At 67.8% G+C, this 25,823-nt stretch carries 23 protein-coding genes; 8 read left to right on the top strand and 15 right to left on the bottom strand.

The annotated features are described in order from the left end of the window. Nucleotides 1-16: 16 nt before the first annotated feature. From G8760_RS25760 to G8760_RS25775, 4 genes are read right to left on the bottom strand one after another with little or no spacing between them, the layout of a single operon-like run. Nucleotides 17-1,093: an ABC transporter ATP-binding protein gene (locus G8760_RS25760; RefSeq protein ID WP_166355714.1), complete on the bottom strand. Its 1,077-nt coding sequence runs from the start codon at nucleotides 1,091-1,093 to the stop codon at nucleotides 17-19. Next, nucleotides 1,093-1,959: a carbohydrate ABC transporter permease gene (locus tag G8760_RS25765; RefSeq protein WP_166355715.1), complete on the bottom strand. Its 867-nt coding sequence runs from the start codon at nucleotides 1,957-1,959 to the stop codon at nucleotides 1,093-1,095. The genes G8760_RS25760 and G8760_RS25765 overlap by 1 nt, the downstream gene beginning before the upstream one ends. Then, a complete protein-coding gene (locus G8760_RS25770) occupies nucleotides 1,956-2,915 on the bottom strand; it encodes a carbohydrate ABC transporter permease (protein ID WP_207782731.1) in 960 nt (319 codons plus the stop codon). The genes G8760_RS25765 and G8760_RS25770 overlap by 4 nt, the downstream gene beginning before the upstream one ends. Continuing rightward, on the bottom strand, nucleotides 2,893-4,350 hold the full coding sequence (locus G8760_RS25775; RefSeq protein WP_166355716.1) for an extracellular solute-binding protein: 1,458 nt from the start codon (nucleotides 4,348-4,350) through the stop codon (nucleotides 2,893-2,895). The genes G8760_RS25770 and G8760_RS25775 overlap by 23 nt, the downstream gene beginning before the upstream one ends. A gap of 337 nt (nucleotides 4,351-4,687) precedes the next feature. Between G8760_RS25775 and G8760_RS25780 the strand changes: the two genes are divergently transcribed. Then, complete coding sequence (locus tag G8760_RS25780; protein WP_166355717.1) at nucleotides 4,688-5,431, top strand: GntR family transcriptional regulator; 744 nt, start codon at nucleotides 4,688-4,690, stop codon at nucleotides 5,429-5,431. Nucleotides 5,432-5,499: 68 nt separating this feature from the next. Here the strand turns inward: G8760_RS25780 and G8760_RS25785 are convergent, their stop codons facing one another. Next, nucleotides 5,500-6,360, bottom strand: coding sequence for an IclR family transcriptional regulator (locus tag G8760_RS25785; protein WP_246222686.1), 861 nt, complete (start codon nucleotides 6,358-6,360; stop codon nucleotides 5,500-5,502). Nucleotides 6,361-6,486: 126 nt separating this feature from the next. On the opposite strand from G8760_RS25785, the gene G8760_RS25790 reads away from it, so the two are divergent. The 5 genes from G8760_RS25790 (at nucleotide 6,487) to G8760_RS25810 (ending at nucleotide 13,203) form a co-directional block, all read left to right on the top strand. Continuing rightward, a complete protein-coding gene (locus tag G8760_RS25790; protein ID WP_166355719.1) occupies nucleotides 6,487-7,959 on the top strand; it encodes an FAD-linked oxidase C-terminal domain-containing protein in 1,473 nt (490 codons plus the stop codon). A 5-nt stretch (nucleotides 7,960-7,964) separates the two neighbouring features. Beyond that, the gene (locus tag G8760_RS25795) at nucleotides 7,965-9,245 is read left to right on the top strand and encodes an FAD-binding oxidoreductase (protein ID WP_166355720.1); all 1,281 of its coding nucleotides are present in this window, start codon (nucleotides 7,965-7,967) and stop codon (nucleotides 9,243-9,245) included. Between the two features lie 4 nt (nucleotides 9,246-9,249). Next, entirely contained in the window at nucleotides 9,250-10,500 is a 1,251-nt protein-coding gene (locus tag G8760_RS25800) for a (Fe-S)-binding protein (protein ID WP_166355721.1), read from the top strand. A 48-nt stretch (nucleotides 10,501-10,548) separates the two neighbouring features. Beyond that, the gene (gene aceB / locus G8760_RS25805) at nucleotides 10,549-12,141 is read left to right on the top strand and encodes a malate synthase A (RefSeq protein WP_166355722.1); all 1,593 of its coding nucleotides are present in this window, start codon (nucleotides 10,549-10,551) and stop codon (nucleotides 12,139-12,141) included. Nucleotides 12,142-12,210: 69 nt separating this feature from the next. After that, nucleotides 12,211-13,203 (top strand): hypothetical protein, encoded by a 993-nt coding sequence (locus G8760_RS25810; RefSeq protein WP_166355723.1) that lies wholly within the window; start codon nucleotides 12,211-12,213, stop codon nucleotides 13,201-13,203. A 105-nt stretch (nucleotides 13,204-13,308) separates the two neighbouring features. On the opposite strand, the gene G8760_RS25815 is transcribed toward G8760_RS25810, so the two are convergent. The 4 genes from G8760_RS25815 to G8760_RS25830 form a co-directional block, all read right to left on the bottom strand. Beyond that, the gene (locus tag G8760_RS25815) at nucleotides 13,309-14,133 is read right to left on the bottom strand and encodes an aldo/keto reductase (protein WP_166355724.1); all 825 of its coding nucleotides are present in this window, start codon (nucleotides 14,131-14,133) and stop codon (nucleotides 13,309-13,311) included. Between the two features lie 136 nt (nucleotides 14,134-14,269). After that, nucleotides 14,270-15,088: a serine hydrolase domain-containing protein gene (locus G8760_RS25820; RefSeq protein ID WP_166355725.1), complete on the bottom strand. Its 819-nt coding sequence runs from the start codon at nucleotides 15,086-15,088 to the stop codon at nucleotides 14,270-14,272. Between the two features lie 94 nt (nucleotides 15,089-15,182). After that, on the bottom strand, nucleotides 15,183-16,010 hold the full coding sequence (locus G8760_RS25825; RefSeq protein ID WP_166355788.1) for an SAM-dependent methyltransferase: 828 nt from the start codon (nucleotides 16,008-16,010) through the stop codon (nucleotides 15,183-15,185). A gap of 130 nt (nucleotides 16,011-16,140) precedes the next feature. Then, nucleotides 16,141-16,587 carry an SRPBCC family protein gene (locus G8760_RS25830; RefSeq protein ID WP_166355726.1) on the bottom strand — a complete coding sequence of 149 codons (447 nt, stop codon included), beginning with the start codon at nucleotides 16,585-16,587 and terminating at the stop codon, nucleotides 16,141-16,143. A gap of 43 nt (nucleotides 16,588-16,630) precedes the next feature. Between G8760_RS25830 and G8760_RS30025 the strand changes: the two genes are divergently transcribed. Then, a complete protein-coding gene (locus G8760_RS30025) occupies nucleotides 16,631-17,386 on the top strand; it encodes a TetR/AcrR family transcriptional regulator (protein ID WP_207782733.1) in 756 nt (251 codons plus the stop codon). A gap of 80 nt (nucleotides 17,387-17,466) precedes the next feature. Here G8760_RS30025 and G8760_RS25840 read toward each other — a convergent pair whose 3' ends face one another. Beyond that, nucleotides 17,467-19,497, bottom strand: coding sequence for a M3 family metallopeptidase (locus tag G8760_RS25840; RefSeq protein WP_166355727.1), 2,031 nt, complete (start codon nucleotides 19,495-19,497; stop codon nucleotides 17,467-17,469). A gap of 258 nt (nucleotides 19,498-19,755) precedes the next feature. Between G8760_RS25840 and G8760_RS25845 the strand changes: the two genes are divergently transcribed. Beyond that, nucleotides 19,756-20,253: a DUF3145 domain-containing protein gene (locus G8760_RS25845; RefSeq protein ID WP_166355728.1), complete on the top strand. Its 498-nt coding sequence runs from the start codon at nucleotides 19,756-19,758 to the stop codon at nucleotides 20,251-20,253. A gap of 284 nt (nucleotides 20,254-20,537) precedes the next feature. Here G8760_RS25845 and G8760_RS25850 read toward each other — a convergent pair whose 3' ends face one another. From G8760_RS25850 to G8760_RS25870, 5 genes are all read right to left on the bottom strand, one after another. After that, on the bottom strand, nucleotides 20,538-21,983 hold the full coding sequence (locus G8760_RS25850) for a carboxyl transferase domain-containing protein (protein WP_166355729.1): 1,446 nt from the start codon (nucleotides 21,981-21,983) through the stop codon (nucleotides 20,538-20,540). Continuing rightward, nucleotides 21,983-23,242, bottom strand: coding sequence for a beta-ketoacyl-[acyl-carrier-protein] synthase family protein (locus G8760_RS25855; RefSeq protein ID WP_166355730.1), 1,260 nt, complete (start codon nucleotides 23,240-23,242; stop codon nucleotides 21,983-21,985). The genes G8760_RS25850 and G8760_RS25855 overlap by 1 nt, the downstream gene beginning before the upstream one ends. A 5-nt stretch (nucleotides 23,243-23,247) precedes the next feature. After that, entirely contained in the window at nucleotides 23,248-23,502 is a 255-nt protein-coding gene (locus G8760_RS25860) for an acyl carrier protein (protein ID WP_166355731.1), read from the bottom strand. Nucleotides 23,503-23,578: 76 nt separating this feature from the next. Continuing rightward, nucleotides 23,579-24,595 carry a beta-ketoacyl-ACP synthase III gene (locus tag G8760_RS25865; protein ID WP_166355732.1) on the bottom strand — a complete coding sequence of 339 codons (1,017 nt, stop codon included), beginning with the start codon at nucleotides 24,593-24,595 and terminating at the stop codon, nucleotides 23,579-23,581. Continuing rightward, nucleotides 24,592-25,776 (bottom strand): acyltransferase domain-containing protein, encoded by a 1,185-nt coding sequence (locus tag G8760_RS25870; RefSeq protein WP_166355733.1) that lies wholly within the window; start codon nucleotides 25,774-25,776, stop codon nucleotides 24,592-24,594. Before G8760_RS25870 ends, G8760_RS25865 begins: the two co-directional genes overlap by 4 nt. Nucleotides 25,777-25,823: the final 47 nt, after the last annotated feature.

The following is a 25,823-nucleotide window of genomic DNA, read 5'->3' on the forward strand; positions in this document are numbered from 1 at the left end:
GAGGACGACGGTGACCTTAGCCTTGGATCAGCTCGCCACCAGCGGCATCGAACAGCAACGTTCGGTTGTGTCGAGGCACCGCCCAGCCCCGCGTTCCGGGCGCCGGCTCGTCGTCCTCGTCGACGACGAGGTGCAGGAACACCCCGTCGGCCTCCATGGTGACCAGCGCAGCCGCACCGAGGTTCTCGACGACGGTGACCTCACCTTCGACCGCGTCGTCGGTCCGCGTCGGCGACCACCGGATGTACTCGGGCCGAGCACCCCAAATCACCTCGTCGTCGTCGACCACCTGACCTTCGGCGGATGGAGGCAGCGGCATCGAGGCACCGGCGACCTCTACCCGGCCGTCCTTGATGACCGCTGGGTTCAGGTTCATCGGTGTCGATCCGACGAACCCGGCGACGAACGTATTAGCCGGCTCCGCGAACACTTCACGCGGGCTGCCGATCTGCTGGATCTGGCCATCCTTCATAATGGCCATCCGGTCGGCCAGGGCCAACGCCTCGGCTTGGTCGTGGGTGACGAACACCGTCGTGACCCCGAGGTCCTGCTGGAGCCGCTTCAGAAAGGTGCGGGCCTCGAGGCGTAGCCGCGCGTCGAGGTTGGACAACGGCTCGTCGAAGAGGAACACCTGAGGATTGCTGGCCACCGCACGGGCCAGTGCGACCCGCTGCTGCTGGCCACCCGACAGCTGCCCCGGACGACGGCCGGTGAGCCCGTTGAGCGACAGCCCGTCGGCGGTCTCCTCCGCCGTGGCCAGCCGGCTGCCCTTCGACACCTTCTGGATCTTCAACGGATAGGCGATGTTGTCCGCCACCGACATGTGCGGGAACAGGGCATAGTCCTGGAACACCATGGCGACCTGGCGCTCACCCGGCGGCAGATCGGTGACGTCGCGTTCGCCGATGAACAGCCGGCCCTCGGTCGCGCCTTCCAAACCGGCGATGGTCCGCAGCAACGTGGTCTTCCCGCAACCGGAGGGGCCGAGCAGTGCGAAGAACTCGCCATCCTCGATGGTGAGGTCGAGCCCGTCGACGGCGCGGACCCCGCCGGTGAACTCCTTGACCAGCTGGTGGGTGGTGATGGCGGCCATCAGCGCTTGATACCTCCGTAGAAGCGGAACCCGTAGCGGCGATTCACGAAGAGGTACAGCAGCACTACGGGGATGGAGAACAGCAGGGAAAATGCCGAGATCAGCGCCAGGTTGGGTTGCCCGCCTTCGGTGTAGAAGGTGAACATCACCACTGCGGCCGGGAAGTTGTCCGGCGACCTGAGCAGGATGAACGGCACCAAGAAGTTCCCCCAGACCTGCACCACACTCCACACCGCGATGGTGGCCAGGCCGGGCCGGGCGATGGGGACGACGACGTGCCGCAGCACCTGCAGCGACGACGCCCCGTATACGCGCGCCGACTCCTCGTAGGACTTCGGGGTGTTGTCCATGAAGTCCTTGAGGATGAAGATCGCCGCGGGCAGCAGCCCGCCGGCCATCACCAGGACGACCGCGAGGTGGGTGTCGATCAGCCGCAGCTCGGTGATCAGCACAAAGGTCGGCACCATGGCGGCAGTGCCGGTGACGATCGACGAGAGCAGCAGCAGCGAGTAGAGCAGCACGTCCCGGCCGGGGACCCGCACCCGCGACAGAGCGTACGACGCCAACGCGGCCAACACCAGCACGATCACCATCGTGGTGATCGAGATCAGCACCGAGTTCCACAACGAGCGCAGCGCATACGGATTGTCCAGCAGCGTCTGGAAGTTCTGGAGAGTGAACTCGGGGACGGAGAGCCGCAACGCCGGGGCCCGATCGAACGGCGCCGTGACCAGCCAGATCACCGGTAGGGCGAAGAAGACGATGACGAAACCGGTAAACACGTACCGGCCGATTCGGCCGAGCGCGGCCCGCACGAAGCGAGCGCTGTCGGTCCGGGGCGGGGCTGGGGTCTGCACGGTGGTCATGACTGACGTCGCTCCCGGAGTACACGCAGGTAGACGAGGGCGATCACGAGGTTGATCACGATCATGATCAGCGAGAACGCCGCACCCCGGCCGAGTTCACCGGTCTGCAGGGCCATCCGGTAGATCAGTACCGGGAAGATCTCCGTCTGCTGCCCCGGGCCGCCGCCGGTGAGTAAGAACGGTGCGAAGACGTTGAACGTCCAGAGTGTCACCAGCAACAGCACGGTCAGGATGTGCCCGCGGATGTTGGGGAACACCACGTCGCGCAGCGTCGCCCAGGTGCCAGCGCCGACCATCCGGGCGGTCTCCATCTGCGACGGTGGGATCGACGCCAGCGCCGAGCTGAACAGCAGCATGGAGAACGCGGTGCCGTTGAAGATGTTGAACGCGATGATCGACTGCATCGGATACTCGAGCAGCCACGCCGTGCCTTCGGTGCCCAGCAGCGCGTTCAGCGTGCCGCTGCGTCTGTCGAGCAAGACCAGCCACAACCAGGCGATCACCGACGCCGGAAGAATCCACGCGATCAGCACCAGCGTCTCGACGAAGCCGCGGACCAGCTTGTTGGTGCGACGCATTACCCAGGCGATGGTGAAGCCGAGCACCATCTGACCGAGGATCGCCGAGCCGATGACGAACACGAACGTGCGGTAGAGCGAGCTGAGGAAGCGGTCGTCGGTCAGCGCGTCGATGTAGTTGTCGAGGCCGACGAACTCCGGCTCCGCGGCGGCCAGCCCGGTCAGCCGCCAGTTGGTGACCCCCAGGTACAGCGTCCACAGCGCCGGGAAGATCAGGAAGACCCCGATGAGCACCAGGGCGGGTACAACGAACGCGGTGGCGCGCGCCCGGCCCAAGCCGGCGGCATCCGGGTCGGTCCGGCGCTTCTCGGGCCGCTGGGACCCGGCGTTCTCGCCAGGCCCCAGCGGCTCGTGGTCAGTCGTTGATGTTCTCGGCACCAACGATCCCCTCAAGGGTGGACTGGTATTGCCCGGCCGCGTCCTCCGGCGACGTCCCGGTGACGACGGCTTCGGTGGCCTCTTGCAGCGCGATAGACACCTGCGGGTACTCCTCGAGCCCCGGCCGGTAGAAGGTGATGGGGAGCACCTCCTCCGCGATGAAGCTGATCATCTCGTCATCGATGATCTGCTCGTTGACGTCCGTGCGGGACGTGATCCGTGGGTCGTCGGCGTGCCTGGCGAGCAGCGCCTCCGGCGAGTCGAGGAACTCCATCAGGCGCCACGCCACCTCGGGGCTTTCGGTGTTCGGGTTCAGCACCCGGCCACCACCGCCGGACATGCTGACGAAGTCTTGGCCGTCGATGCCGGCGCCGGGCTCCCGAGCCGGGATCTTGGCCCAGCCGATGACCTCGTCCCGGTTCTCCATGGGCGCCAGGTCCGACCCGGGGTTGATCACCGCCCGCCAGAGGTAGTCACCCTCGATCAGCATGCCGATCTCGCCTTCGGAGAACATGAGGAACGAGTTGTCCCGGCCCGCGGCCTCCTGTTGCAGCAACGGGTCACCCAGTTCCTCGTCGCCGTAGACGGCGGCGTAGAACTCCAGAACCTGCTCGACCTCGCCGGAGCCGCCCTGCCACAGTCCGGAGTCTTCGGAGTAGACGGCCGCTCCGGTTCCGGCCATCAGGGGAAGGAAGCCCTGCATCGTGGTGGCCTCACCCATGGAGACCCCGCCGTTGAGCTGGATCGGGACTACACCGTCGAGCTGTTTGAGGGCTCGGGCGGCATCCAGAATCTCCTCCCAGCTGGTGGGCTGCCAATCCTCTGGCAGGCCGGCGTCGGCGAAGAGTTCCTTGTTGAAATAGATGACCCGGCCGTCGGTACCACCCGGGATGCCGTAGCGCTGGTCGTTGAACGACATGTTCTGCTGGACGGCGTCGGGGATCTGGTCCCAGCCGTCCCAGTTGGACGACTCCGGGTAGATGTCGTCGAGCGGCTGGATGTAGTTGGCCTGTGCGAACTCACCGACCCAGATGCCGTCGAAGCCGCCGATGACGTCGGGCCCGCCGCCGGTGGACAGGTCCAGCGCGATGGTGGTCTTGTAGTCTTCGTCGTCGGCGCCGCTGCCCTCGAAGGTGACGGTGATGTCGAAGCCCTCGTCGGCCATCATGCTCTCGAACTCCGGGATGGCCCAGTCTTCGATCCACTCGGCGGCTTCGGTGTTCTTTCCGCCTCGAATGGCGTTCTCGGCCAGCGTGATCGCGACCGGTGCGACGTCGTCGCCAGGTTCGGGATCGTCTTCGTCGTCGGGTGCTGCCTCGCCGTTGTCCGGTTCATCGGGTTCCGGGTCCGCGTCGTCGCCGCCGCATGCGGCGAGCACGAGTGCTGGCGCGAGTAGTGCGGCGGCCAGCCTGCCTCGTTTGGTGTGGGTTTTCATTGATCCTCCACCTGCCTCGTCGTCGAGTAGTGAGGGTTGTTGTTCGTGAGTGTCGCCGCTGTCGGTCGGCCCGCCGGGCGGCCGCTGCCAGGCCGGCAGACGACACGATCCACAAGACGTGCCCGAGAATCTCAGGAGACGTCTGGCTGTCAGAATGTCACGACCTCTTAACTTTGACTAGGCCTACGGCTAACATCGACCGAACTGTGATCGACCGGTAGCCTCCCCGTGGACAGGGGCGCAGCGGGTTGGCTGAGGGGGCGCTGTGTCCAGTGTCCGTTTGGCGGAATCTCTTAACATGTTGTTGTCCGCACGCGATCGACCGTGAGGGGTTGGGATGGCCGAAGAGGTTCCGCAGTTGGTGGTCGATCGGAGTAGTCCGGTACCGCTGTACTTCCAGGTTGCCCAGCACCTGGAGCAGCTCATCGAGTCTGGGGCTTATCCACCCGGCACCCGCCTGGACAACGAGATCGTGCTGGCCGATCAGCTGGGCCTGTCGCGCCCGACCATGCGCCGCGCCATCGAATACCTCGTCGACCGCGGGCTGCTCGTGCGTAAACGAGGGGTGGGCACTCAGGTGGTTCAGCCAAAGGTGCGCCGTCCGGTGGAACTCTCCAGCCTGTTCGACGACTTGCGGGCGGCCGGCCGGGCCCCGCGTACCGAGGTGTTGCGCTTCGAGGTTGAGCACCCGTCCGAGGTCGTGGCCGAGACGCTTGGCATCGGGGTCGACGACGAGGTCTACGTGATCGAGCGGCTGCGGTTCACCGGCGACGAGCCGCTGTCCATCATGCACAACTACATCCCGACGGCGCTGTTACGGCTCAGCCGCGAAGCGCTGGCCGAGCAGGGACTTTACGACATCATCCGGGCTGCCGGCGTGAACCTGAAGATCGCCACCCAGTCCATCGGCGGACGGGCCGCCCGTGCCTCGGAGGCCCGGCTCCTCGAAGAGCGTCCGGGGGCGCCCCTGCTCACCATGAACCGGGTCGCCTACGACGACACCGGCCGGGCTGTCGAGTACGGCTCGCACATCTACCGAGCATCGCGGTACACCTTCGAGCTGACCCTCACCACCGGCTGACAACGGTGTAGGTCATGCCGGTGATAGCGAGGATGGTCCTCCACCGTCGCGCCGACATCCTTCCACCGCTATCGGTGTGAGTGGGGCGAGTGCAGTGAGGCGGAGAGGTCGGCCGCGACGCGGGTCATGACGGCCACGATGTCTTCCTCCCGGTGGGACTCCAGACGGGCCGCCGGCCCGGAGATCGACAGCGCCGCCACCGGACGTTCCGTCGCGGGTGGGTGGTCGCCGTCGGGTCCTGGGTGGGTGGTGCCGGGGCTGTCCGGTGATGGGTTCTGGTCGGGGTGGTGTCCGTTGAGGAAGACGGGGACGGCGAGACAGCGCACCGCGTCCTCCTCCTCGCCGGCGTCGACCGCGTAACCCTGCCGGGCCACGACGTCCAGTTCGGCGAGGAACCGGTCTCGGCTGGTGATGGTGGCCGGGGTGCGCTGCGGGAGGCCGGTGTGATCGATGACCCGTTCGGCCTCGGCACGTGGACCGAAGGCGAGTAGCACCTTCCCGACGGCACTGGCGTGGGGTAACACTCGGTTGCCGACGTGGGTGAACATCCGCAGCCGGCGCGGTCCGGCTACCTGGGCGATGTAGACCACGTGATGGCCATCGAGGACGGCGAGGTTGGCCGTTTCCTGACTTAGTTCAGCCAGTTCGGCCAGGTGCTGTTCGGCCCAGACCCCGAACAGCCGGGTGTATGGTTCGCGCAGCTTGAGCACGCTGGGGCCGATGACGTACCGGCGTGACTCCGGCTCCTGCCGGACATAGCCGCGACCGCCGAGGGTAGCGAGCAGACGGTGGACCGTGGCCAGCGGCAAGCCGGTCTCGCGGATGAGGGTGGTCAGCCCCATCGGCCCGTCGGCCTGGGCGAGCGACTCGAGGATGTCCAGCGCGCGTTCCACCGATTGCACACCGGACCCGTTCTTCGATTCGGCCACGTTCACCTCCTGATAGCGGGCAGGACACGTCGTTGCCTTGACGCGGGCAGGGCTGCGTCGTAGCATTATCCATATAGAGTCACTATATATCCGTATCGCGGAAACATCGAACCTTGGAGATCGTTGATGGTTGACGACGCGGATGCCGTGCCAACGGAGCTCCAGAGTGAACTCGCCGAAATCCTCGGGCCGGAAGGGCTGATCACCGAGCGGTCGCAGCGCCGCACCTACGAGTCCGACGGCCTCACCGCATACCGGGCGGTGCCGGCCCTGGTGGCATTACCTGTCTCCACCGAACAGGTATCCGGTGTGATGCGCGCCTGTGCCCGGCACGGCGTGCCGCTGGTGCCTCGGGGCGCCGGCACCGGGCTGTCCGGCGGTGCGCTCCCGCACCCGGACGGTGTGCTGATCGTGTTGTCCCGGATGCGCCGCATCGTCGACGTCGACGTGCTCAACCAGCGCATCACCGTCGAACCGGGCGTCACCAACGCCGCTGTCAGCCGGGCCGTCGCGCCGCATCAGCTGTACTACGCACCGGACCCGTCCAGCCAGATCGTGTGCTCGATCGGTGGCAACGTCGCCGAGAACTCCGGCGGTGCCCACTGCCTGAAGTACGGCTTCACCACCCACCACGTCCTCGGTTGTGAGCTGGTACTGCCCGACGGCCAGGTGGTTCAGGTGGGTGCGGCCACCTTGGATCCACCTGGCTATGACCTGCGTGGTGTGCTGGTGGGCTCGGAAGGCACACTCGGCGTCGTTACCCAGGTGACGCTGCGGTTGCTGCGCCGTCCGGAGTCGGTTCGGACGCTGGTGGCCGACTTCACCGACCCGGCCTCGGCCGGTACCGCCGTCAGCGCCATCGTCGCGGCCGGTGTTGTGCCCGCGGCCGTAGAGATGATGGACAACCTCGCCATCCAAGCCTGCGAGTCCGACGCCGCGGCCGGGTTCGACGTCAACGCCGGCGCCGCCCTCATCGTCGAACTCGATGGCCCCGAAGCCGAATGTGACGCATCGTTCGCCGAGGTGGTTGCGCTGTGCCAGGAGAGCGGGGCCACGGCCATCCGGATCGCCGACCAGCCCGACGAGCGCGCACGTGTCTGGCAGGGCCGCAAGGCCGCGTTCGCCGCCATGGGCCGGCTGGCCCCGGACTACCTGGTGCAGGACGGTGTTATCCCGCGCACCCGGCTGGGGGAGTGTCTGGCCCGCATCGCGGAGCTGGCCGCCGATGCCGAGTTGCGCGTCGCCAACGTCTTTCATGCCGGAGACGGCAATCTCCATCCGCTGGTGCTCTTCGACAGTTCCCGGCCGGGTGAAACCGAACGTGCCGAGGCGTTGTCGACGGCGATCGCCGAGCTGTGTGTGTCCTTCGGCGGGTCGCTCTCCGGTGAACACGGAATCGGCGCCGACAAGGCGTGCTCGATGCCGAAGATGTTCGGAGCCGAAGACCTCGCCATCATGGACCGGGTCCGGGCGGCGTTCGACCCCGACGGCCGGTGTAATCCAGACAAGGTGCTGCCGACACCCCGGCTGTGCGGCGAACGCCCCGGGCGGTATCGGCCGCACCCGCTGGAAACCGCCGGCGTCATCGAGCGATGGTGACCGCGATGCCCTCGCGCTCCGAAGCTGCCGGCCCGAACCCGCCCGACCTGGCGGCCGGGGCCGACGTCGTCACCGTGGCGCGGCCAACCGACCTCGCAGGTGCGCGGGATGCCGTCGTCACCGCGGGAACCGCCGGCACCAGCGTTCTGATCCGTGGAGGTGGAACCAAACTCGGCTGGTGGGCTCGGCCCCGGGGCGGATCATCGCCGGTGGAGGCAGGGCCGTCGTCAGGGCGCGCGTCGTCGGTCGATAACCAGCGGCCGTCGACGGTGATCGACACCCGTGGCCTCGACCAACTGATCCACCACGAACCAGGCGACATGACCGCCACCGTGCAGGCCGGGATGCGGCTGGATCTGTTGCAGGCGGCGCTGGCCCCGGCCGGGCAGTGGCTGGCGATCGATCCGCCACGGCGCGGGGGAGTTGTCACCGTGGGTGGGGTGTTCGCGGCCAACGACGCCGGGCCGCGCCGGTTCGGCTACGGCGGGGTGCGCGATCTCGTCATCGGATCGACTACGGTGCTCGCCGACGGCGCGGTCAGCCGCAGCGGCGGCACGGTGATCAAGAACGTGGCCGGGTACGACCTCAACAAACTCTGGTGCGGCTCGCTGGGCACCCTGGGGCTCGTCGTCGAGCTGACCGTTCGGCTGCACCCACTGCCGGAGGCGACAAAAACGGTGCGGATCCCGGCCGCGGCAGCCAGCGCGTCGTCGTTCGTCACCGATCTGTTGGCCAGCCCGGTGGAGTGTGTCGCCGTCGAATGGTCGGGTGACGCCCTGGTGATTCAGCTCGAAGGGCGGGCCGCCGGCCTCGACGCGCGGCTGGATCAACTGGCCCGGCTGGCCGGTGAGCACGGCCTCGAACCGGAACTGGTGGACGACGACGTGTGGCCGGCGCTGCGCGAAGCCCACGGTGGTGCACCGGGCGCTACCGTCGTGCGCGCGTCGACGCTGCCCAGCCAGCTGGGGGCGGTATCCGACGCGCTCGCCGCGGCCGCCGGAACCGACGTCAGCGTCACACTGCACAGCCACGCCGGACTGGGGCTGCACGACGCCGTCCTGACCGGCGGCGACGCCTCGACGCAGGCCGCGGTGATCGGTACGTTGCGCACCGCGGTCGAGGCGCTGGGCGGGCACGTCGTGGTCCGCGATCGGCCACCCGAGCTGGACGACCACCTCGACCCGTGGGGTGTACCCGGATCGGCGATAGAGCTGATGCGGTCGGTCAAACGCGCTGTGGATCCCGAGTGGCGGTTCGCGCCCGGGCGATTCGTAGGAGGCATCTGAGGTCATGGACCGAGAGCTCATCGATGACTGCGTGCACTGTGGCTTCTGTCTACCGGCGTGCCCGACGTACACGTTGTGGGGAGAGGAGATGGACTCACCGCGCGGGCGTATCCACCTGATGAAGACCGCCCTGGAAGGTGACTCCCCGATCGACAGTACCTGGGTCGGTCACATGGACGCCTGCCTTGGCTGCATGGCGTGTGTGACGGCCTGCCCGTCCGGCGTCCGTTACGACGAGCTGATCGAGTCCGCGCGTGCCACCATCGAGCACGAGCACCGCCGGGCCTGGCCCGACCGGCTGTTCCGCGCGTTGCTGTTCCGGGCGTTCCCGGGCCGACGGAGGCTGCGCGTAGCCGCGCTGGCCGGCTGGCTGTATCAGCGCCTCGGCGTCGCGTGGCTGGTGCGCCGGCCATGGGTGAGCCGTCGACTGCCGCAGCGGATCCGGGCCGTCGAGTCGATCCTGCCACCGGTGACGCTGCGGTCGGTGACCCGTCGGACCGCGGCGAACACGCCGGCGGTTGGTCCGGCTCGGCTGCGGGTGGGTTTCCTCACCGGATGTGTGCAGGAGGTCTTCTTCGGCGCCGTGAACGAAGCGACGGTGCAGGTGCTGACCGCCGAGGGGTGCGAGGTGGTGGCTCCGGCGGCGCAGGGCTGTTGTGGCGCGCTCGAACTCCATGGTGGACGAGAGGCGTCGGCGCTGAACCGGGCCCGGCGGCTGGTGGATGTCTTCGCGCCGCTGGAGCTGGACGCGATCGTGGTGAACGCGGCCGGATGTGGTTCGGCGATGAAAGACTATGGCCGGTTGCTGGCCGATGATCCGCGATATGCCGAGCGCGCCTCCGCCGTGGCGGACAAGGTCCGAGACGTCACCGAGGTACTGGCCGGACTAGAGCCACGCGGTGGGTACGGGGCGTTGGATCTGACGGTGGCGTATCACGACGCCTGCCACCTGGCACACGCCCAGGGAGTGCGCAACGAGCCTCGGGTGTTGTTGTCGCGGATCCCGGGTGTGGCCCTGCGGCCGGTGCTGGACGACGGACACTGCTGCGGCTCCGCGGGAATCTACAACCTCGTCGAGCCCGAGGCGGCGGCCGAGCTGGGCCGACGGAAGGCACAGGCGCTGGTGGCCACTGGGGCGGACGTGGTCGCCACCACCAACCCGGGGTGTGCGTTGCAGATCGGCCGCGAGCTGTCCTGCCGGGTGGTTCACCCGGTGGAGTTGCTCGCCGAGGCGTTGGGGCGGACTCCGGCCTGACAATCGCGCATGGTGTGTGGAGCGAAAGTTCGACGACAGGAGAATGTGATGGCTGATATCTCGGTGACCGGAGCGTCCGTCGACCGCGGCGACGAGATGCTGACGCCGGAGGCGCTGGCCTTCGTCGCCCTACTGAACTGGCGCTTCCGCGCCCGCCGCGACGAACTCCTCGCCGCCCGCGCGGGTCGGCGCGCCGAAGTGGCGAGTGGAGCGACGCTGGACTTCCTCGCCGAGACCGCCGACGTCCGCGCCGGACAGTGGCGCGTCGCGCCCGCCCCGGACGACCTTCAGGACCGGCGCGTCGAGATCACTGGTCCGACCGAACGCAAGATGGCCATCAATGCGCTGAACTCCGGCGCGAAGGTCTGGCTGGCCGACCTCGAAGACGCCAACACACCCCACTGGGCCAACGTGGTCGGTGGTCAGGTGAACCTTTACGACGCCGTCCGAGGCACGCTGCGGTTCACCTCGCCCGAGGGTAAGGACTATCGGCTGCGCGACGACGTGCCCCGTCCGGCCATCGTGATGCGCCCACGCGGCTGGCACCTCGACGAGCGGCACGTCGTCGTCGACGGCACGCCCGCGGTCGGAGCTCTCGTGGACTTCGGCCTGTACTTCTTTCACAACGCACGGGAGCTGCTGGAACGCGGCAGCGGACCGTACTTCTACCTGCCCAAGATGGAGAGCCACCTAGAAGCCCGGTTATGGAACGACGTCTTCACCCTCGCGCAGGAACAGTTGGGGATACCACATGGCATCATCCGGGCCACCGTGCTCATCGAGACCATTCCGGCGGCGTTCGAGATGGACGAGATCCTCTTCGAGCTGCGCGACCATGTGTCCGGCCTGAACGCCGGCCGATGGGACTACCTCTTCAGCATGATCAAATACTTTCGCGATGCCGGCTCCGACTTCGTGCTGCCGGACCGCAACGCGGTGACCATGACCGCGCCGTTCATGCGCGCCTACACCGAGTTGCTGGTGCGCACCTGCCACGCCCGCGGTGCCTTCGCGATGGGCGGGATGGCCGCGTTCATCCCGAGCCGCCGAGACCCGCGGATCAACGAGCAAGCGCTGGCCAAGGTGCGGGCGGACAAGGAGCGTGAGGCAAGGGACGGGTTCGACGGTTCCTGGGTGGCCCACCCCGACCTGGTGCCGGTGTGCCAGGAGGTGTTCGACGACGTGCTCGGCGGCCGGCCCAACCAGTTGGATCGGATGCGCGACGACGTCTCGGTCGGCGCCGGCGACCTGCTGAACGTGTCGGCGACGCCAGGAGCGGTCACCGAGGCCGGAGTGCGCAGCAACGTGTCCGTCGCCCTCCAGTATCTGGCGTCCTGGCTGGGTGGCAACGGTGCGGCCGCCATCAACAACCTGATGGAGGACGCCGCGACGGCCGAGATCGCGCGGGCGCAACTCTGGCAGTGGATGCACAACTCAGTGCCGCTCGACGACGGAACGCTGATCACGCCTGAGCTGGTGCGCCGCATTCTCGACGAGGAAGTGGCGGCGATCCGCACGGCGCACGGCGCCACGTACGACGACGCCCGCTTCACCACGGCTCGCACACTCTTCGACCAGGTGACGCTCAACGACCACTTCGCCGACTTCCTTACGTTACCGGCGTACGAACTCATCGACTGACCCCGAGAATCACCGAGACGGGCGCACGTTACGATCTTGTGCCTTAAACGGTGACGAAAGGGAAGAATGATGAGCCGGTATGAACGTCTCCGCCTCCGCGGCCGGAAACCGTTGCCGTCGGCGGGGACGGATCTGCCGGCGGGCGCGGATCTGCCGGCGGGCGCGGATCTGCCGGCCGGCACGGACATGGATCCGGACGGGGGCTGGATCGCGGACATCCTCGTCAAGTTCCCCCGCCCGGACGTTCCCCTGACCGAGGACTGGGAGATGTCCATCGCCGCGTTCCTGCGGATGACGCCACGAATACCGGCGGTGGCGACCAAGCCGCTGGGTCTGCTGGATCGGTTTGGTGCGGTGCACCTCGGCACCCGAAAGGTGGGCTTCGACGGCAACGAGGTGCCGTGGGACAAGGTCGTCGAGATCCGCACCTATGACCCTCTGGTGGTCTTCCTCGACCAAGCCCTCGATCAGGAGGTCAAACGCTGGCGGCAATACCTGCCGCCGGTGCCGGGACGCACATGGGTGCTCGGCCGACTCGCCGAGCTGCTGGCGACGCTGACCCTTGCCGTGTACATCGCCCGGCAGGGCGGACGAAGAATGGCGACAGCAGTGGCCGACGGCCTCGCCGACGCTGGCGTGGAGAGGGAGCGGGAGGCTGACACCGACCCGGACGAGTCGAGCGCTGGGGACCTGGTGTTGGGTAATACGGCGGATGCCGCCGTCGCCTCGGACATCGCGGCAGCCTCCGGTCAGGCCCTCACCGTCCCGGCGCAGATTCGCTACCGGGCCAGGCTGGGGCGCACCCGCACGGTGGACCTGAGTCTGAGTTCGATGCTCATGTTGCAGGTTGTGCCGTCCGCGGTGGAAGCGTTGCTGGAGACGGCGCGGTCGAGGGAGATCCCGATCGTCCACGTCCCGGCCGACGAGTCCGACATTGGGGTGGCGGCGCAACGTGCTGATGCCCTGGTCCGTCGGTTACAAGGGTTCAGGCGGGCCGGCGCGGCGGACGCGGAGGCGGCGGAGGGTGCAGAGGGTGCGCAGGACGGTGACGGGGCGCGCTGACTCGCCGCCCGAAGGTCCGCGACTGCCCGCGCCCCGCCCTCCACCGTCACTCTGCCTGCATGACCCCGCCCCCTCACTCCCCGACGCCCCACACTGTGCGGCCTCCTACGCGCCGAACTCGTTCGGGTGGGGGCCCATACGAGTGTTGGAATCGAGGCGGGCGATGTCGGCGAGGTCGTCGTCGTTCAACTCGAAGTCGAACACGCTGATGTTCTCGTACATCCGCTCCGTAGTGACCGTCTTCGGGATGGTGACGTGGCCGGACTGGAGGTGCCAGCGCAGCACCACTTGTGCGGGTGTGCGTTGGTGCCGTTCGGCGATGTCGACGATGACGGGCTCCGCCAGGAGTTTGGCCTTGGCCAGCGGCGCCCAGGCCTCGAGGAGGATGCCGTAGGCATCGCAGAACTCGCGTAGCGGTGCCTGTTGGAGCCATGGGTGCAGCTCAACCTGGTTGATCGCCGGCGCGACGCCGGTGTCGTCCATGATGCGGGTCAAGTGGGCCGGCTCGAAGTTCGACACCCCGATGGAATACACCAGTCCGTCGTCGCGCAGCGTATTCAGCGCCCGCCAGGTGTCGGCGTAACGTTCCTGGCCCGGAGCCGGCCAATGGATGAGGTAGAGGTCGACGGCCTCGAGGCCCAGGCGGGCAAGGCTGGCCTGACAGGCCCGGATGGTCTCGTCGTAACCTTGGTCGGAGTTCCACACCTTGGTGGTGACGAACACTTCATCCCGGTCGAGGCCGCTGCCGGTGATGGCCCGGCCGACACCTTCTTCGTTGCCGTAGATCGCCGCGGTGTCGATGCTGCGGTAGCCGGCGTCGAGCGCATGGCGCACGATGGTTGCCGTCTCGTCCCGTGGAACCTGGAACACGCCGAATCCGAGCTGGGGGATCCGTCGGCTGTCATTGAGGGTGAGGGTCGGCACAGTCATCAGCGTCGTTCAACTCCAGTCGTGGTCGCGGACCATACGTGGGCTCTGGTCATCGACCCTATGCATGGTGGATGGCTGGCTGCCACGCGGCCGGCCGCCGGGATCGGGTGGGTCCGCGAGCGACGGGCCGACCGACTCAGCGTGCGCCGAGTTCGTCCACGACGGCGTCGCAGTACGGTGGCCAGGCGTCGATAGCCCATTCGCCGAAGTCGCGATCGGTCAAGGCGATACAGGCGGCTCCTAGGTCCGGATCCACCCAGACGAACGTGCCCGACTGCCCGAAGTGTCCGTACGTCCGGGGTGAGTTGCGGGCGCCGGTCCAGTGCGGGTCTTTGCCGTCGCGAATCTCGAAACCGAGCCCCCAATCGTTGGGATCCTGACGGCCGTAGCCAGGCAGGATCCCGGTCAGGCCGGAAAAGGCCACGGTTGTGGCGGCTTCGACGGTGCTGGCGTCCAGCAGCGTGGGCTGCTGCACTTCGGCGGCGAAGCGGGTCAGGTCGGCGACGGTGGACGACGCCCCGTGGCCGGGTGATCCCTCGAACGTCGTCGCCGTCATACCCAGCGGACCAAGTAGACCGTCGCGCACGTAGTCCGCGAACGGGATTCCTGAGCGTTCGGCGAGTGCATCGGCCAACTGCTCGAAGCCGGCGCTGGAGTACACCCGTTTGGCGCCGACCCTGGCCACGGTGTTGTGGTCGTTGAGATTGAGCCCGGAGGCGTGGGCCAGCAGGTGTCGGATGGTCGACCCCGCGGGCCCGGCCGGATCGTCGAGTTCGGCTACCCCTTCCTCCACCGCGATCAGCGCCGCGTAGGCGGTGATGAGTTTGGTCACCGATGCCAGGCGGTAGACCCGGTGGGGATCGCCATGGGTGCCCAGGACCTCGCCGGTGGCCGACACGACGGCCGTGGCAGCGTTCTCGACCGGCCATTCCTCGACGAGGCGCACACTCTTCATACCTCCGACGGTATGCCGTGCCCACCGGGAGATCACACCCGGCCCACCTGGTGCTGCATCGCGCCATGGCCGCCGCTGGCGGCGGTACGGCTGGTCAGGGTTTGCGCCCAACCCCGCCGGCAGCGTGGACGTCGGCAACGGGTGCCGGTGCGTCGGGCTCGGGCCGCCACTCGGGACACCGGACGAGTCCAGGCTCCACCCATTCGAGGCCGTCGAAGAGCTCAGCGATCCACTCCATGCTGCGCAGGTGGTAGACGACCCCACCATCCTGGTTCTGCTCGTTGTGCATCTGCTGAACGGCGTTGAGCGCCTCGCTGGTATTGGTTCCGTCGCACACCACCAGGTGGCTACCGGATGGTAGTGCGCTCATCAGCCGTCGGACGACCGAGCGGGCGTCGTGGTCGTCGAGGTGGCCGAGGATGCCGCTGAGGATGAGCGCGATGGGCTGCTGAAAGTCCAGCGACTCCTGTGCTGCGCGCACGATGGTGTCGGTGTCGTGGACGTCGGCATCGACGTAGGTGGTTGTACCTTCGGGCGTGCTGGTGAGCAGCGCGCGGGCGTGGACGAGCACGAGTGGATCGTCGTCGACGTACACGATCCTGGACTCGGGCGCTACTCGCTGAGCCACCTCGTGTGTGTTGTCGACGGTTGGGAGACCGGTGCCGACGTCGAGGAACTGGCGGATCCCAGCGTCGGCGGCGAGGTACCGGACGGCACGGCCGAGGAACAGTCGGAACGCGCGGGCGTTGTCGACGATCGCCGGGAAGTTCTCGCGGAACTGGTCGCCGACCATCCGGTCGACGGTGAAGTTGTCCTTGCCGCCCAGCCAGTAATTCCAGACCCGGGCCGAATGAGGAACACTCGTGTCGATGCCGGGCGGCGGCTGGTTCGAATCGGCAGGCTCGGTTGGTGTCGGTTTCATCCAGCCAGGGGTGTCAGGCATAGCGGCTCGTCCTGTGTTCGATCGATGGTGCGACACAGTGTAGGTGCGCCCACCGGCCATGAAGGAACGGCGGGTCGGTGCGTCGCGTCGGCCCCGTCACGCTACGACATTAGGCGTCAGCTTGGCGGGTGGCGGCATGCTCGGCCAGTCCGTCGGCGCACCGTTGGATGAATCTGGTGAGGGTGCGACGGTACAGCCCGCCGAAACCGGGCACCTTTGCCCTAAACGTTGAGCTCCAGCGAATGTTGGTGCCCGACGGGCCGGCGGTGAGCTCTACATCCGCGCGGTAGGCCCGGACGGCCAGGCCTTCCACCAGTTCATAGCTCAGCCCGCGGTCCGGCTGGCATCCGACGATGCGCTCGACGCTACGGATCCGGCCAGTCTTGAACGCTCGTACCGCTCCAACACTCTCACCACCGTCGGAACCTGGCTGTACGAGCTCGAACGTCTCGACCGGTGACCACCGGGGCCAACTGGCACCATCGAGGAGCAGGGCGTAGACGGCACTTGGCGGGGCAGACGTGTGAGCGGTGACCTCGATGCGCTGGACAGCCATGGAACTCCTCCTTGTACCGATTGGTACATGTACCATACGGTACATGACGGGACGGAGTGCCGGCGGCGTCGCCGGCGTCGGCGGCCAGAGTGGGGGCGGCCAGAGTGGGGGCGGTCCGAGTGTGGCTGGCCGGGATGGCGGCCGTGACCACCTGCTGCGCGCGGTGATCGATGACTTCGCCGCCAACGGTGTGGGGGAGCGGAGCCTGCGGCAGATCGCGACCGCCGTCGGGACCAGCCACCGCATGCTGATCTACCACTTCGGGTCCAGAGAGGGCCTGATGGTAGCCGTCGTCCGGGCCGTCGAGCAGCAGCAACGGGAGCTGCTAGCCGGCCTGGTCGCGGACGCTGGGATCGGTGGCGAGGGCCGCGGCAGTCCTGGAGGCGAAGGTCGTGGAGGCGACAGCGGTCAGGCTGTCGGCGAGGCTCGTGGCGGGGACAGCGGTCAGGCTGCGAGTGGCCAGATCGGGCCGGCCGATATCGCACGTCGATTCTGGGCGACGCTGGCCGATCCCGCGCTGAGACCCTACGAGCGGTTGTTCTTTGAGATGTGTGGGCGGGCACTGCAGGGCGACCAGGCAGCGGCGCCCCTACTGGACGAGTTCGTCGAGCCGTGGACACGGTCGCTTTCGGCAGCGCTGGTCGACGCGGGCGTGGCGCCGGCGCGTGCGCAGGCTCGAGCCAGGCTGGGGGTAGGTGTGGCGCGGGGCTTGCTGCTTGACCTCTTGGCCACCGGCGACCAGGCGGGGGTGGACGCCGCCATGGAGGAGTTCATCACTCTGGCCACCACCCCCACCTGACCCCACTGTGGCTGTTGTCAGGCCGGACACGTCGGTGCGCAGCATGGGCGTAGCGGGCGGCCCTGACAGGTGCCAGCCCGCTAGGAGCGATCCAGGCCGCGCCGTTGCAGCAGCGGCTCGATGCGGGGGTCGCGGCCACGGAAGTCACGGAAGGCGTCCAGCTCCTCAACCGAGCCACCACGAGAGAGCAGCGTCTGGCGGAAATGTTCCCCGTTCTCCCTGGTGAGTCCGCCGTTGTCAGTGAACCACTCAACCGTGTCGGCGTCGAGCACCTCGCTCCAGATGTACGAGTAATAGCCAGCGCTGTAACCGCCGGCGAAGATGTGCGCGAAGTACGTCGAGCGGTATCTCGGCGGGACCTCGGCCATGGCCATACCCGCGGCCGCCAGGGCCGCCGTCTCGAAGCCGCCCACGTCGTCGACGGCCGTACCCGGGGCGATCTCGTGCCAGGCCAGATCGAGCAACGCGGCGCCGAGATACTCGGTCGTTTTGAACCCCTCACCCCAGATCCGCGAGTCGAGCAGCCGCCGCACGAGTTCCCGAGGGATCGGCTCGCCGGTCCGGTAGTGCCGCGCGTAGTTGGCCAGGACTTCGGGCCACACCGCCCACATCTCGTTGACTTGCGACGGGAACTCGACGAAGTCGCGGCGGACGTTGGCGCCGGAGAACGTTGGATAGCGCACATTGGACAACAGGCCATGCAAAGCGTGCCCGAACTCGTGGAAGAGGGTGTTGACCTCGTCGAAGGTCATCAACGTTGGTTCACCGACGGGCGGGCGGGTGATGTTCAGATTGTTGACGACGACGGGTTTGGTGCCGAGCAGCGTCGACTGCTCGACCAACGAATTCATCCACGCACCGCCGCGCTTGGACGGCCGAGCATAGAAGTCGGCGACGAACAGGCCCACGGGGGAGCCGTTCGTTTCGGTGACCTCGAACACCCTGACCTCGGGGTGGTAGCCGACGAGATCGTCGCGTTCGGTGAAGACCAGCCCGTAGAGTGTGCCAGCCGCGTAGAAGACTCCGTCGTGCAGGACACGTTCGAGCTCGAAATACGGACGCAACTCGGCGCCGTCGATCTCGTAGGTGGCCCGCCGTACCCGTTCGGAGTAGAACGACCAGTCCCACGGCTGAAGCTCGAAGTCCGTTCCGATAGCCTTCTGGAGTTCGGCCGCCTCGGCGCGGGCATTCTTCACCGCCACCGGAGCTAGCTTTCCGAGCATCTCGTGTACGGCGTCGGGTGAGCCGGCCGTGGAGTCTTCCAACACGTACGCCGCGTGGTTCGGGTAGCCGAGCAGCGCGGCACGTTCGGCGCGGAGGGTAGATATACGAGCGACGGTGGCGGTGGTGTTGTGCTCGTTGGCGTTGTTGCCCCGCTGCACCGACGCACGGTGGATGCGCTCGCGAACATCGCGGTTGGTCAACGACTCCAGCGCCGGTTGGCCGCTCGGCAGGATCAGCGTCAGCACATACTTGCCGTCGAGGCCGCGCTCACGGGCCGTCTCCGCCGCCGCGGCGATGGCGTCCTCGGACAGCCCGTCCAACTCGGCGGCATCGTCGACGACGATGGCCGACGCGTTGGTGTCTTCGTGCAGCTTCCGCTGGAACGTCGTCGACAGCGCCGACAGTTCCTCGTTGATCTCGCGCAACCTGGCTTGCTGGTCAGGCGCGAGGGCGGCGCCGGACCGAACGAAGTCGAGATGGTACCGCTCCAGCAGCCGGAGCGACTCGGCGTCGAGGTCCGGCCGGGCATCGCGGACGGCTTGGGTGCGAGCGAACAGCGCCGCGTTGAGATGGATGGCGTCGCTGTGCGCGGCCAGCTTCGGGGCGATCTCGGCCTGAATGCCGTGGATTGTCTCGTTGGTGTCCGACGAGACCTGGTTGAAGAAGACCACACGGACCCGATCGAGCACCCGGCCAGCACGTTCCATAGCGACGATCGTGTTCTCGAAGGTCGGCGGTTCGGTATTGGTGGTGATCGAGTCGATCTCGGCCATGTGTTCGGCCATCCCGCGCTCGAAAGCGGGGAGATAATGCGACTCGTCGATCTGCCCGAACGGCGGTAGCGCGTAAGGCAGGTCGCTTGGCTGGAAGAAGGGGTTGTCGACCATTGAGAAACGATATCGATATTCACCCCTGTCGGTCACCTCCCGAGGCTGTGCGGATCTGTCGGCCGACCGGCGGACGTGTGTGGGGGAGGGGCGGGCGCGTGGCGCGAGGATACGGGCGAAGGACAGGAACAGGGACGCCACCGGCGGGGCGCGTGGCGGGAACTGGTCGTGTCATGCACAATAGGACGGTCGGACCGATCCGTGATGGATGGGTAGAGGCCGCAGGGGAAGGCGTCCCTCGACCCACAGGAGGATCCGGTGACGACGACACGTGGCGTGCTGTACGTCCACGCGAGTACGTCGGCGTTGTGCCCGCATGTTGAATGGGCAGTCGCCGGCGCTATAGGTGTGCGCGTGAGCCTGGAGTGGACACCTCAGCCTGCCCAGCCTGGCGCGTTCCGGGCCGAATTGTCGTGGCAGGGCGACGTCGGTACCGGCGCCAAGATCGCATCGGCGCTGCGCGGATGGTTGCACTTGCGGTTCGAGGTCACCGAAGAACCCGCGGCCGGCACGGAGGGGGCGCGTTATGCGTATACCCCCGCGCTCGGCATCTTCCATGCGGTAACCGGCGTGCACGGCGACATCATGATTCCGGAGGATCGCGTCAAGGCGGCGATGATCAAGGCCGCGGCCGGTGAGGTCGACCTTCAGGAAGAGCTGCGTAAGCTGGTCGGAAAGCCCTGGGATGACGAGCTGGAGCCGTTCCGATATGCGGGGGAAGGTGCCCCGGTGCGGTGGCTGCACCAGGTCGTCTGAAAAAGGTCGACGTGAGGGGCTTCACAGGGCGGTGAGCCGCGTGTAAGGTCTCAGCCAGGTGAAAGGCCCCCTGTTCGTGGCCGCTCCGGCATCGGTGTTTTCCCCGGCCCGGTGACCCGGGAACCACAGCGGCCTCACCACGTGAGCGGCCCGGCTCCCCCTCGTGGGTTGAGCCGGGCCGCGCCACTATGTCCACCCCCTGTCCCCATGATCATTGGCTTTTGACTACCGGATCCGGTAGTCAAAAGCCAATGATCATGGGGACAGGGGCAGGACAGGGGGTGTTACAGCGGGATGTTGCTGTGGGAGCCCCTGCGGGCGGGCGCTTCGGCCAGAGCCCGGGCTAGCGCGGAACGCGTCGACTTCTGCTCGACGATCTCGTCCACCACGCCGATGTCCATCGCCCGGTCGAGGCCGCCGGCTACCCGCTCGTGTTCCTCGGCGAGTTCGACCTCCACTTGCGGACGGAGTTCGGGGTCTACTTCGGCCAGCTTGCGCCGATGCAGGATCCGCACCGCCGCCACCGCGCCCATGACGGCCACCTCCGCCGTCGGCCACGCCAGGACCCGGGTGGCCCCCAGCGCCCGCGAGTTCATCGCGATGTATGCGCCGCCGTACGCCTTCCGCGTCACGAGCGTCACCCTTGGGACGCTGGCCTCAGCGAAGGCGTGCAGTAGCTTCGCGCCGCGGCGCACGACGCCGTCCCACTCCTGGCCCACGCCGGGTAAGTAGCCCGGTACGTCGACCACCACGACCAACGGCACGCCCAGTGAGTCGCACATTCGGACGAACCGGGCCGCCTTCTCCGCCGAGGTGGAGTCCAGGCACCCACCCAACCGCAGCGGATTGTTGGCGACGACGCCGACGGTGCGCCCGCCGAGGCGGCCAAGGGTGGTGACGATGTTGGGCGCCCATTTGGCATGCAACTCCACCGCGGTGGACTCGTCGAGGAGGTCGTCGACGATCGGGTGGACGTCGTAGGCGCGTTTGGCGGACTCCGGGAGATGTATGCCCAGGTCGACGTCGTTGACACCGGCTGTGTCGATCTCTCCTTGGCTGCCCAGCAGGGACGCCAGCATCCGGGCGCGGCCAAGGGCGTCCTGTTCGGTGGAGGTGAGGACGTGCACCACGCCGGAGCGCCGCCCGTGTGGTTCTGGTCCACCCAGCCGGAGCATATCGACGTCCTCCCCGGTGACCGAACGTACGACGTCCGGGCCGGTGACGAACACCCGTCCTTCCGGTCCGAGGATGACGATGTCGGTCAGCGCGGGGCCGTACGCGGCGCCCCCGGCAGCCGGACCGAGCACCACCGAGATTTGCGGGATTGTGCCCGACGCCCGCGTCATGATCGCGAAGATCTGCCCGACGGCGTGGAGAGACAACACTCCCTCCGGCAGCCTGGCGCCACCGGAATGCCACAAGCCGATGATCGGGACACCTTCGGCCAGCGCCCGTTCGTAGGCCTGCACCACTACGCGGCAGCCGTCGTCGCCCATGGCGCCGCCCATCACCGTCGCGTCGGAGCAGAATGCCACCACCGGCGTGCCGTCTACGGTGCCGGCCGCGGCTAGCATGCCACTGCGGTCGTCCGGGCTGACCAGCTCCATCGAGCCGGCGTCCAGGAGCGCCTCGAGTCGGTGACGGGGATGGCGTGGGTCTTCGTCCCTGGACAGCCTCTCCGCCCCCGCGGCCGCTTGGGCTGGGACGGGACGGCTGTCGAGGGCTGTCATCAGGGTTTCCTGAAGGCGAGGACGACGTTGTGTCCCCCGAAGCCGAACGCGTTGTTCAGCGCGGCGACTGGACCGTCGCCGAGTTTGCGCGGCTCACCACGCACCACGTCGAGACCGATCACCTCGTCGAGATGATCGACGTTGATAGTGGGCGGGATCTGACCGTGGTGGACGGTGAGAACCGTGGCCAGCGCCTCCACCGCGCCGGCCCCACCGAGCAAGTGTCCGATCATCGACTTCGGTGCGGTGACCGGGATGCCCGCTATGACCTCGCCGAAGACCTTACGCAGGGCTAACGCCTCGGCGGCGTCGCCGACCGGCGTAGAGGTGGCGTGGCAGTTGATGTGGTTGATGTCCGACGGCCGAAGTCCGCCGTCGTCCAGCGCCTTACGAGTGGCCGCCATGACACCGGCGCCGTCGGGCTCCGGCTGCGCGATGTGGTGGGCGTCGGAGGTGATGCCGGCGCCGGCGAGTTCGGCGTAGACCGTGGCACCGCGCGCCTCGGCGTGTTCGGCCGATTCGAGGACGAACAACGCGCCGCCCTCACCCAGCACGAAACCATCGCGATCTTTGTCGAATGGCCGGCTGACGGCCGTGGGGTCGCCTTCACGCTTCGACATCGCCATCATGTTGGCGAACGCGGCGATCGGCAGTGGGTGGATCACGGCCTCCGTGCCGCCGGCGACGACGATGTCGGCGCGGCCCGATCGGATCATGTCCAGCCCGTACGCGATTGCCTCGGCACCCGACGAGCACGCACTAACGGGCGTGTGCACGCCGGCCCGGGCTTGCAGCGCCAGGCCGACGTTGGCGGCCGGGCTGTTCGGCATCAGCATGGGAATCGCTAGTGGAGACACCTTGCGTGGGCCGTGTGCGAGCAGTTGATCGTAGTTGCCGAGCAGGGTGTGCAGCCCACCGATACCGGACGCGCAGACCACGCCGAACCGGTCCGGATCTACCCCGGTCTCCGACGCCTTGCCCTCGAAGCCGGCGTCGGCCCATGCCTGCCGCGCGGCGATCAAGGCGATCTGCGCCGACCGGTCGAGCCTGCGGGCCTCGACCCGCGGCAGGACCTCGGAGGGGTCGACAGCCACCGGGGCGCCGATGCGCACCGGCGACTGCTCGACCCACTCTTCGGTCAGGTGGCGCACGCCGCTGCGGCCGCTCAGCAGCGCGTCCCAGGTCGACGCGACATCACCACCAAGGGGCGTGCTCGCGCCGAGCCCCGTGACGACGACAGGAACCTGGGAACGTGCCATGGTGATCAGGCCTCCGCGCTAGCGTTCTTGATGTACGACACGGCGTCACCGACGGTGGCGAGGTTCTTGACCTCGTCCTCGGGGATCTTCACCCCGAACTTCTCTTCGGCGCCGACCACTACCTCGATCATCGACAGCGAGTCGATGTCGAGGTCGTCGGTGAACGACTTGTCGAGTTGGACGTCCGCCGCGGGGACGCCGGTGATCTCGTTGACGATCTCGGCGAGACCCGTCAGGATCTCTTCTTCGTTGCTGGCCATCTCTTCGTTTTCTCCTCGATCTAGGTGGTGCGTCAAGGGCCCCGTCACGCACGTCGTCGGGCGGGCGGGTGCTCGCTCAGGGTATGCGGACCACTTGGCCGGCGTAGACCAGCCCCGCCCCGAATCCGATGATGAGAGCGAGGTCACCACTCGTGGCCTCGCCGTTCTCCACCATCCGCTCCAGGGCCAGGGGGACCGACGCCGCCGACGTGTTGCCCTGGGTGGCGATGTCGCGGGCGATGGCCACCGAGTCTGGCAGTTTCAGCTGCCGCGCCATCGCGTCGGTGATGCGCATGTTGGCCTGGTGTGGGGCGAAGACGTCGAGGTCGGCCATGGTGATGCCGGCGGCGGCAACCGCCTCCTGCGCTACCTTCGCCATCTCGTACGATGCCCAGCGGAAGACGGGGTTGCCCTCCATGACCAGGTGGGGCATTTCTGGACCGTCCGCACCGAACAGCGCTTCGCGCCAGCCTTTCTTCTGCCGGATGTGGTCAAGGGCGGATCCGTCGGACCCCCACACCACTGGGCCGATGCCGGGCGGGTCGTCCGGGCCGCCCGGGCCGACTACCACGGCACCCGCGCCGTCGGCGAAGATGAACGCCGTCGAGCGGTCGTGCGGGTCGGTGAGGTCGGATAGCCGCTCGACGCCGATGACCAGCACGTGCCGGGACGTGCCGGCCCGGACCATATCCGAGGCCAGCGATAGTCCGTAGCAGAAGCCGGCGCACGCGGCGGAGATGTCGAACGCCGCCGCGCTGCCGGCGCCGAGTTTGTGGGCGATCTCCACTGCGGCCGACGGTGTCTGGTAGAGGTGGGTGACCGTGGCCACGACGACGCAGTCGATCTGGTCGGGCTGGATGCCGGCGTGGGCGAGTGCTTTACCGGCCGCGGCCAGGCTCATCGATACCACTGTCTCGTCCGGGCCGGCCCAGCGGCGGGATTCGATACCCGACCGGGTCCGGATCCACTCGTCGGACGAGTCGATGTTCTTGACGATTTCGTCGTTGCCGACGACGCGGGTAGGCCGGTAGGCACCGAGGCCCAAGATTCGGCTGGTCCAGGCCGACGGGGGTAGCGCTATCTGGGCGCTCATGGCGACACCGCCTCCGGATGCAGTCTAACGAGGGGTTGGCCGGGGGCGACCGGATCGCCGTCCTCCACCAGCCATTCCAGCACGGTTCCGCCGTGGGCGGCTCGGATTTCCCGCGAGTCGCGTAACGACGTGACGGTACCAACGTGGTCACCAGGTGCGAGCTGCGCACCGGCCTCTAGCGTCGCGGCGTTGAAGGTACCTTTCATGGGGGCGACGACCAGGCGCCACGTGGGGCTCGCCGTCATGGGACTGGGTGCTCCGTGCCGCTCGACGAAGCGGCGCGCCTCGTCGAGCTGGTCGGGTGTCTTCAACGCGAACGTCTCGACGCCCGGAATGGCTCGTCGAGCCAAGCCGGTGAGAGTGCCGGCGGGCGGGACCTCCAGGATGCCGGTGATTCCCAGGTCGGCCATGGTGGCCTGACAGAGATCCCACCGGACCGGGTTGGACACCTGCTCGACGATGCGATCGAGAACCTCGCGACCGCTGTGCACCACGTGCCCGTCCCGGTTGGACAGCAGCCTGGTCCGGGGATCGTGAGTGCTGATGGCGCTGGCATAGCGGCGCAGTGTGTCTACGGCCGGTGCCATGTGGTGAGTGTGGAAGGCGCCGGCCACTGACAACGGGCGCAGCCGGGCTCCCTCGGGTGGGTCGGCTTTCAGCGCGTCGAGCTGCTCAAGCGTGCCGGCGGCGACGATCTGGCCGGCGCCGTTGACGTTGGCCGGGGTCAGTCCGTGTTTGTCCAGGACCTGGAGGACGTGGTCGGAGTCGCCCCCCAGCACCGCGGTCATGCCGGTCGGGGTGGCGTTGGAGGCGGCGGCCATAGCTCGGCCGCGCTCGCGGACGAACACCATGGCCTGCTCGGCGGTGATGACGCGTGCACCGGCGGCGGCGGTGATCTCTCCGACGCTGTGTCCGGCCACAGCGGTCACCGCGTGGTAAGCGTCGGCAGGGTGTGGGAAGAGCTCGAGCGCGGCGACGAGGCCAGCGGCCACGAGTAGAGGCTGGGCGATGGCGGTGTCGCGGATGGTGTCGGCGTCGGCTTCGGTGCCGTAGTGCGCGAGGTCGAGCCCGGCGACGGCCGACAGCCACTCGATCCGGTTGGCGAAGGTGGGCTCTTCCAGCCACGGGGTGAGGAAGCCGGGGGTCTGAGAGCCCTGTCCGGGCGCGACGATGACCAACACCCTTCCACCCTGCTCGTTACTGGTCCGTAGAAGGGGGCGGCCCAACG

Source organism: Phytoactinopolyspora limicola, from assembly GCF_011320225.1.
Taxonomy (GTDB): domain Bacteria; phylum Actinomycetota; class Actinomycetes; order Jiangellales; family Jiangellaceae; genus Phytoactinopolyspora; species Phytoactinopolyspora limicola.

Excerpts from the sequence above, each read along its gene's own strand:
- G8760_RS25850 (WP_166355729.1), bottom strand. The coding sequence starts at position 21,983 with ATGACAGCCCTCGACAGCCGTCCCGTCCCAGCCCAAGCGGCCGCGGGG.
- aceB (WP_166355722.1), top strand. The coding sequence starts at position 10,549 with ATGGCTGATATCTCGGTGACCGGAGCGTCCGTCGACCGCGGCGACGAG.
- G8760_RS25840 (WP_166355727.1), bottom strand. The coding sequence starts at position 19,497 with ATGGTCGACAACCCCTTCTTCCAGCCAAGCGACCTGCCTTACGCGCTA.
- G8760_RS25810 (WP_166355723.1), top strand. The coding sequence starts at position 12,211 with ATGAGCCGGTATGAACGTCTCCGCCTCCGCGGCCGGAAACCGTTGCCG.
- G8760_RS25790 (WP_166355719.1), top strand. The coding sequence starts at position 6,487 with ATGGTTGACGACGCGGATGCCGTGCCAACGGAGCTCCAGAGTGAACTC.
- G8760_RS30025 (WP_207782733.1), top strand. The coding sequence starts at position 16,631 with ATGACGGGACGGAGTGCCGGCGGCGTCGCCGGCGTCGGCGGCCAGAGT.
- G8760_RS25775 (WP_166355716.1), bottom strand. The coding sequence starts at position 4,350 with ATGAAAACCCACACCAAACGAGGCAGGCTGGCCGCCGCACTACTCGCG.
- G8760_RS25820 (WP_166355725.1), bottom strand. The coding sequence starts at position 15,088 with ATGAAGAGTGTGCGCCTCGTCGAGGAATGGCCGGTCGAGAACGCTGCC.
- G8760_RS25765 (WP_166355715.1), bottom strand. The coding sequence starts at position 1,959 with ATGACCACCGTGCAGACCCCAGCCCCGCCCCGGACCGACAGCGCTCGC.
- G8760_RS25830 (WP_166355726.1), bottom strand. The coding sequence starts at position 16,587 with ATGGCTGTCCAGCGCATCGAGGTCACCGCTCACACGTCTGCCCCGCCA.
- G8760_RS25780 (WP_166355717.1), top strand. The coding sequence starts at position 4,688 with ATGGCCGAAGAGGTTCCGCAGTTGGTGGTCGATCGGAGTAGTCCGGTA.
- G8760_RS25855 (WP_166355730.1), bottom strand. The coding sequence starts at position 23,242 with ATGGCACGTTCCCAGGTTCCTGTCGTCGTCACGGGGCTCGGCGCGAGC.
- G8760_RS25795 (WP_166355720.1), top strand. The coding sequence starts at position 7,965 with ATGCCCTCGCGCTCCGAAGCTGCCGGCCCGAACCCGCCCGACCTGGCG.
- G8760_RS25800 (WP_166355721.1), top strand. The coding sequence starts at position 9,250 with ATGGACCGAGAGCTCATCGATGACTGCGTGCACTGTGGCTTCTGTCTA.
- G8760_RS25860 (WP_166355731.1), bottom strand. The coding sequence starts at position 23,502 with ATGGCCAGCAACGAAGAAGAGATCCTGACGGGTCTCGCCGAGATCGTC.
- G8760_RS25760 (WP_166355714.1), bottom strand. The coding sequence starts at position 1,093 with ATGGCCGCCATCACCACCCACCAGCTGGTCAAGGAGTTCACCGGCGGG.
- G8760_RS25825 (WP_166355788.1), bottom strand. The coding sequence starts at position 16,010 with ATGAAACCGACACCAACCGAGCCTGCCGATTCGAACCAGCCGCCGCCC.
- G8760_RS25815 (WP_166355724.1), bottom strand. The coding sequence starts at position 14,133 with ATGACTGTGCCGACCCTCACCCTCAATGACAGCCGACGGATCCCCCAG.
- G8760_RS25865 (WP_166355732.1), bottom strand. The coding sequence starts at position 24,595 with ATGAGCGCCCAGATAGCGCTACCCCCGTCGGCCTGGACCAGCCGAATC.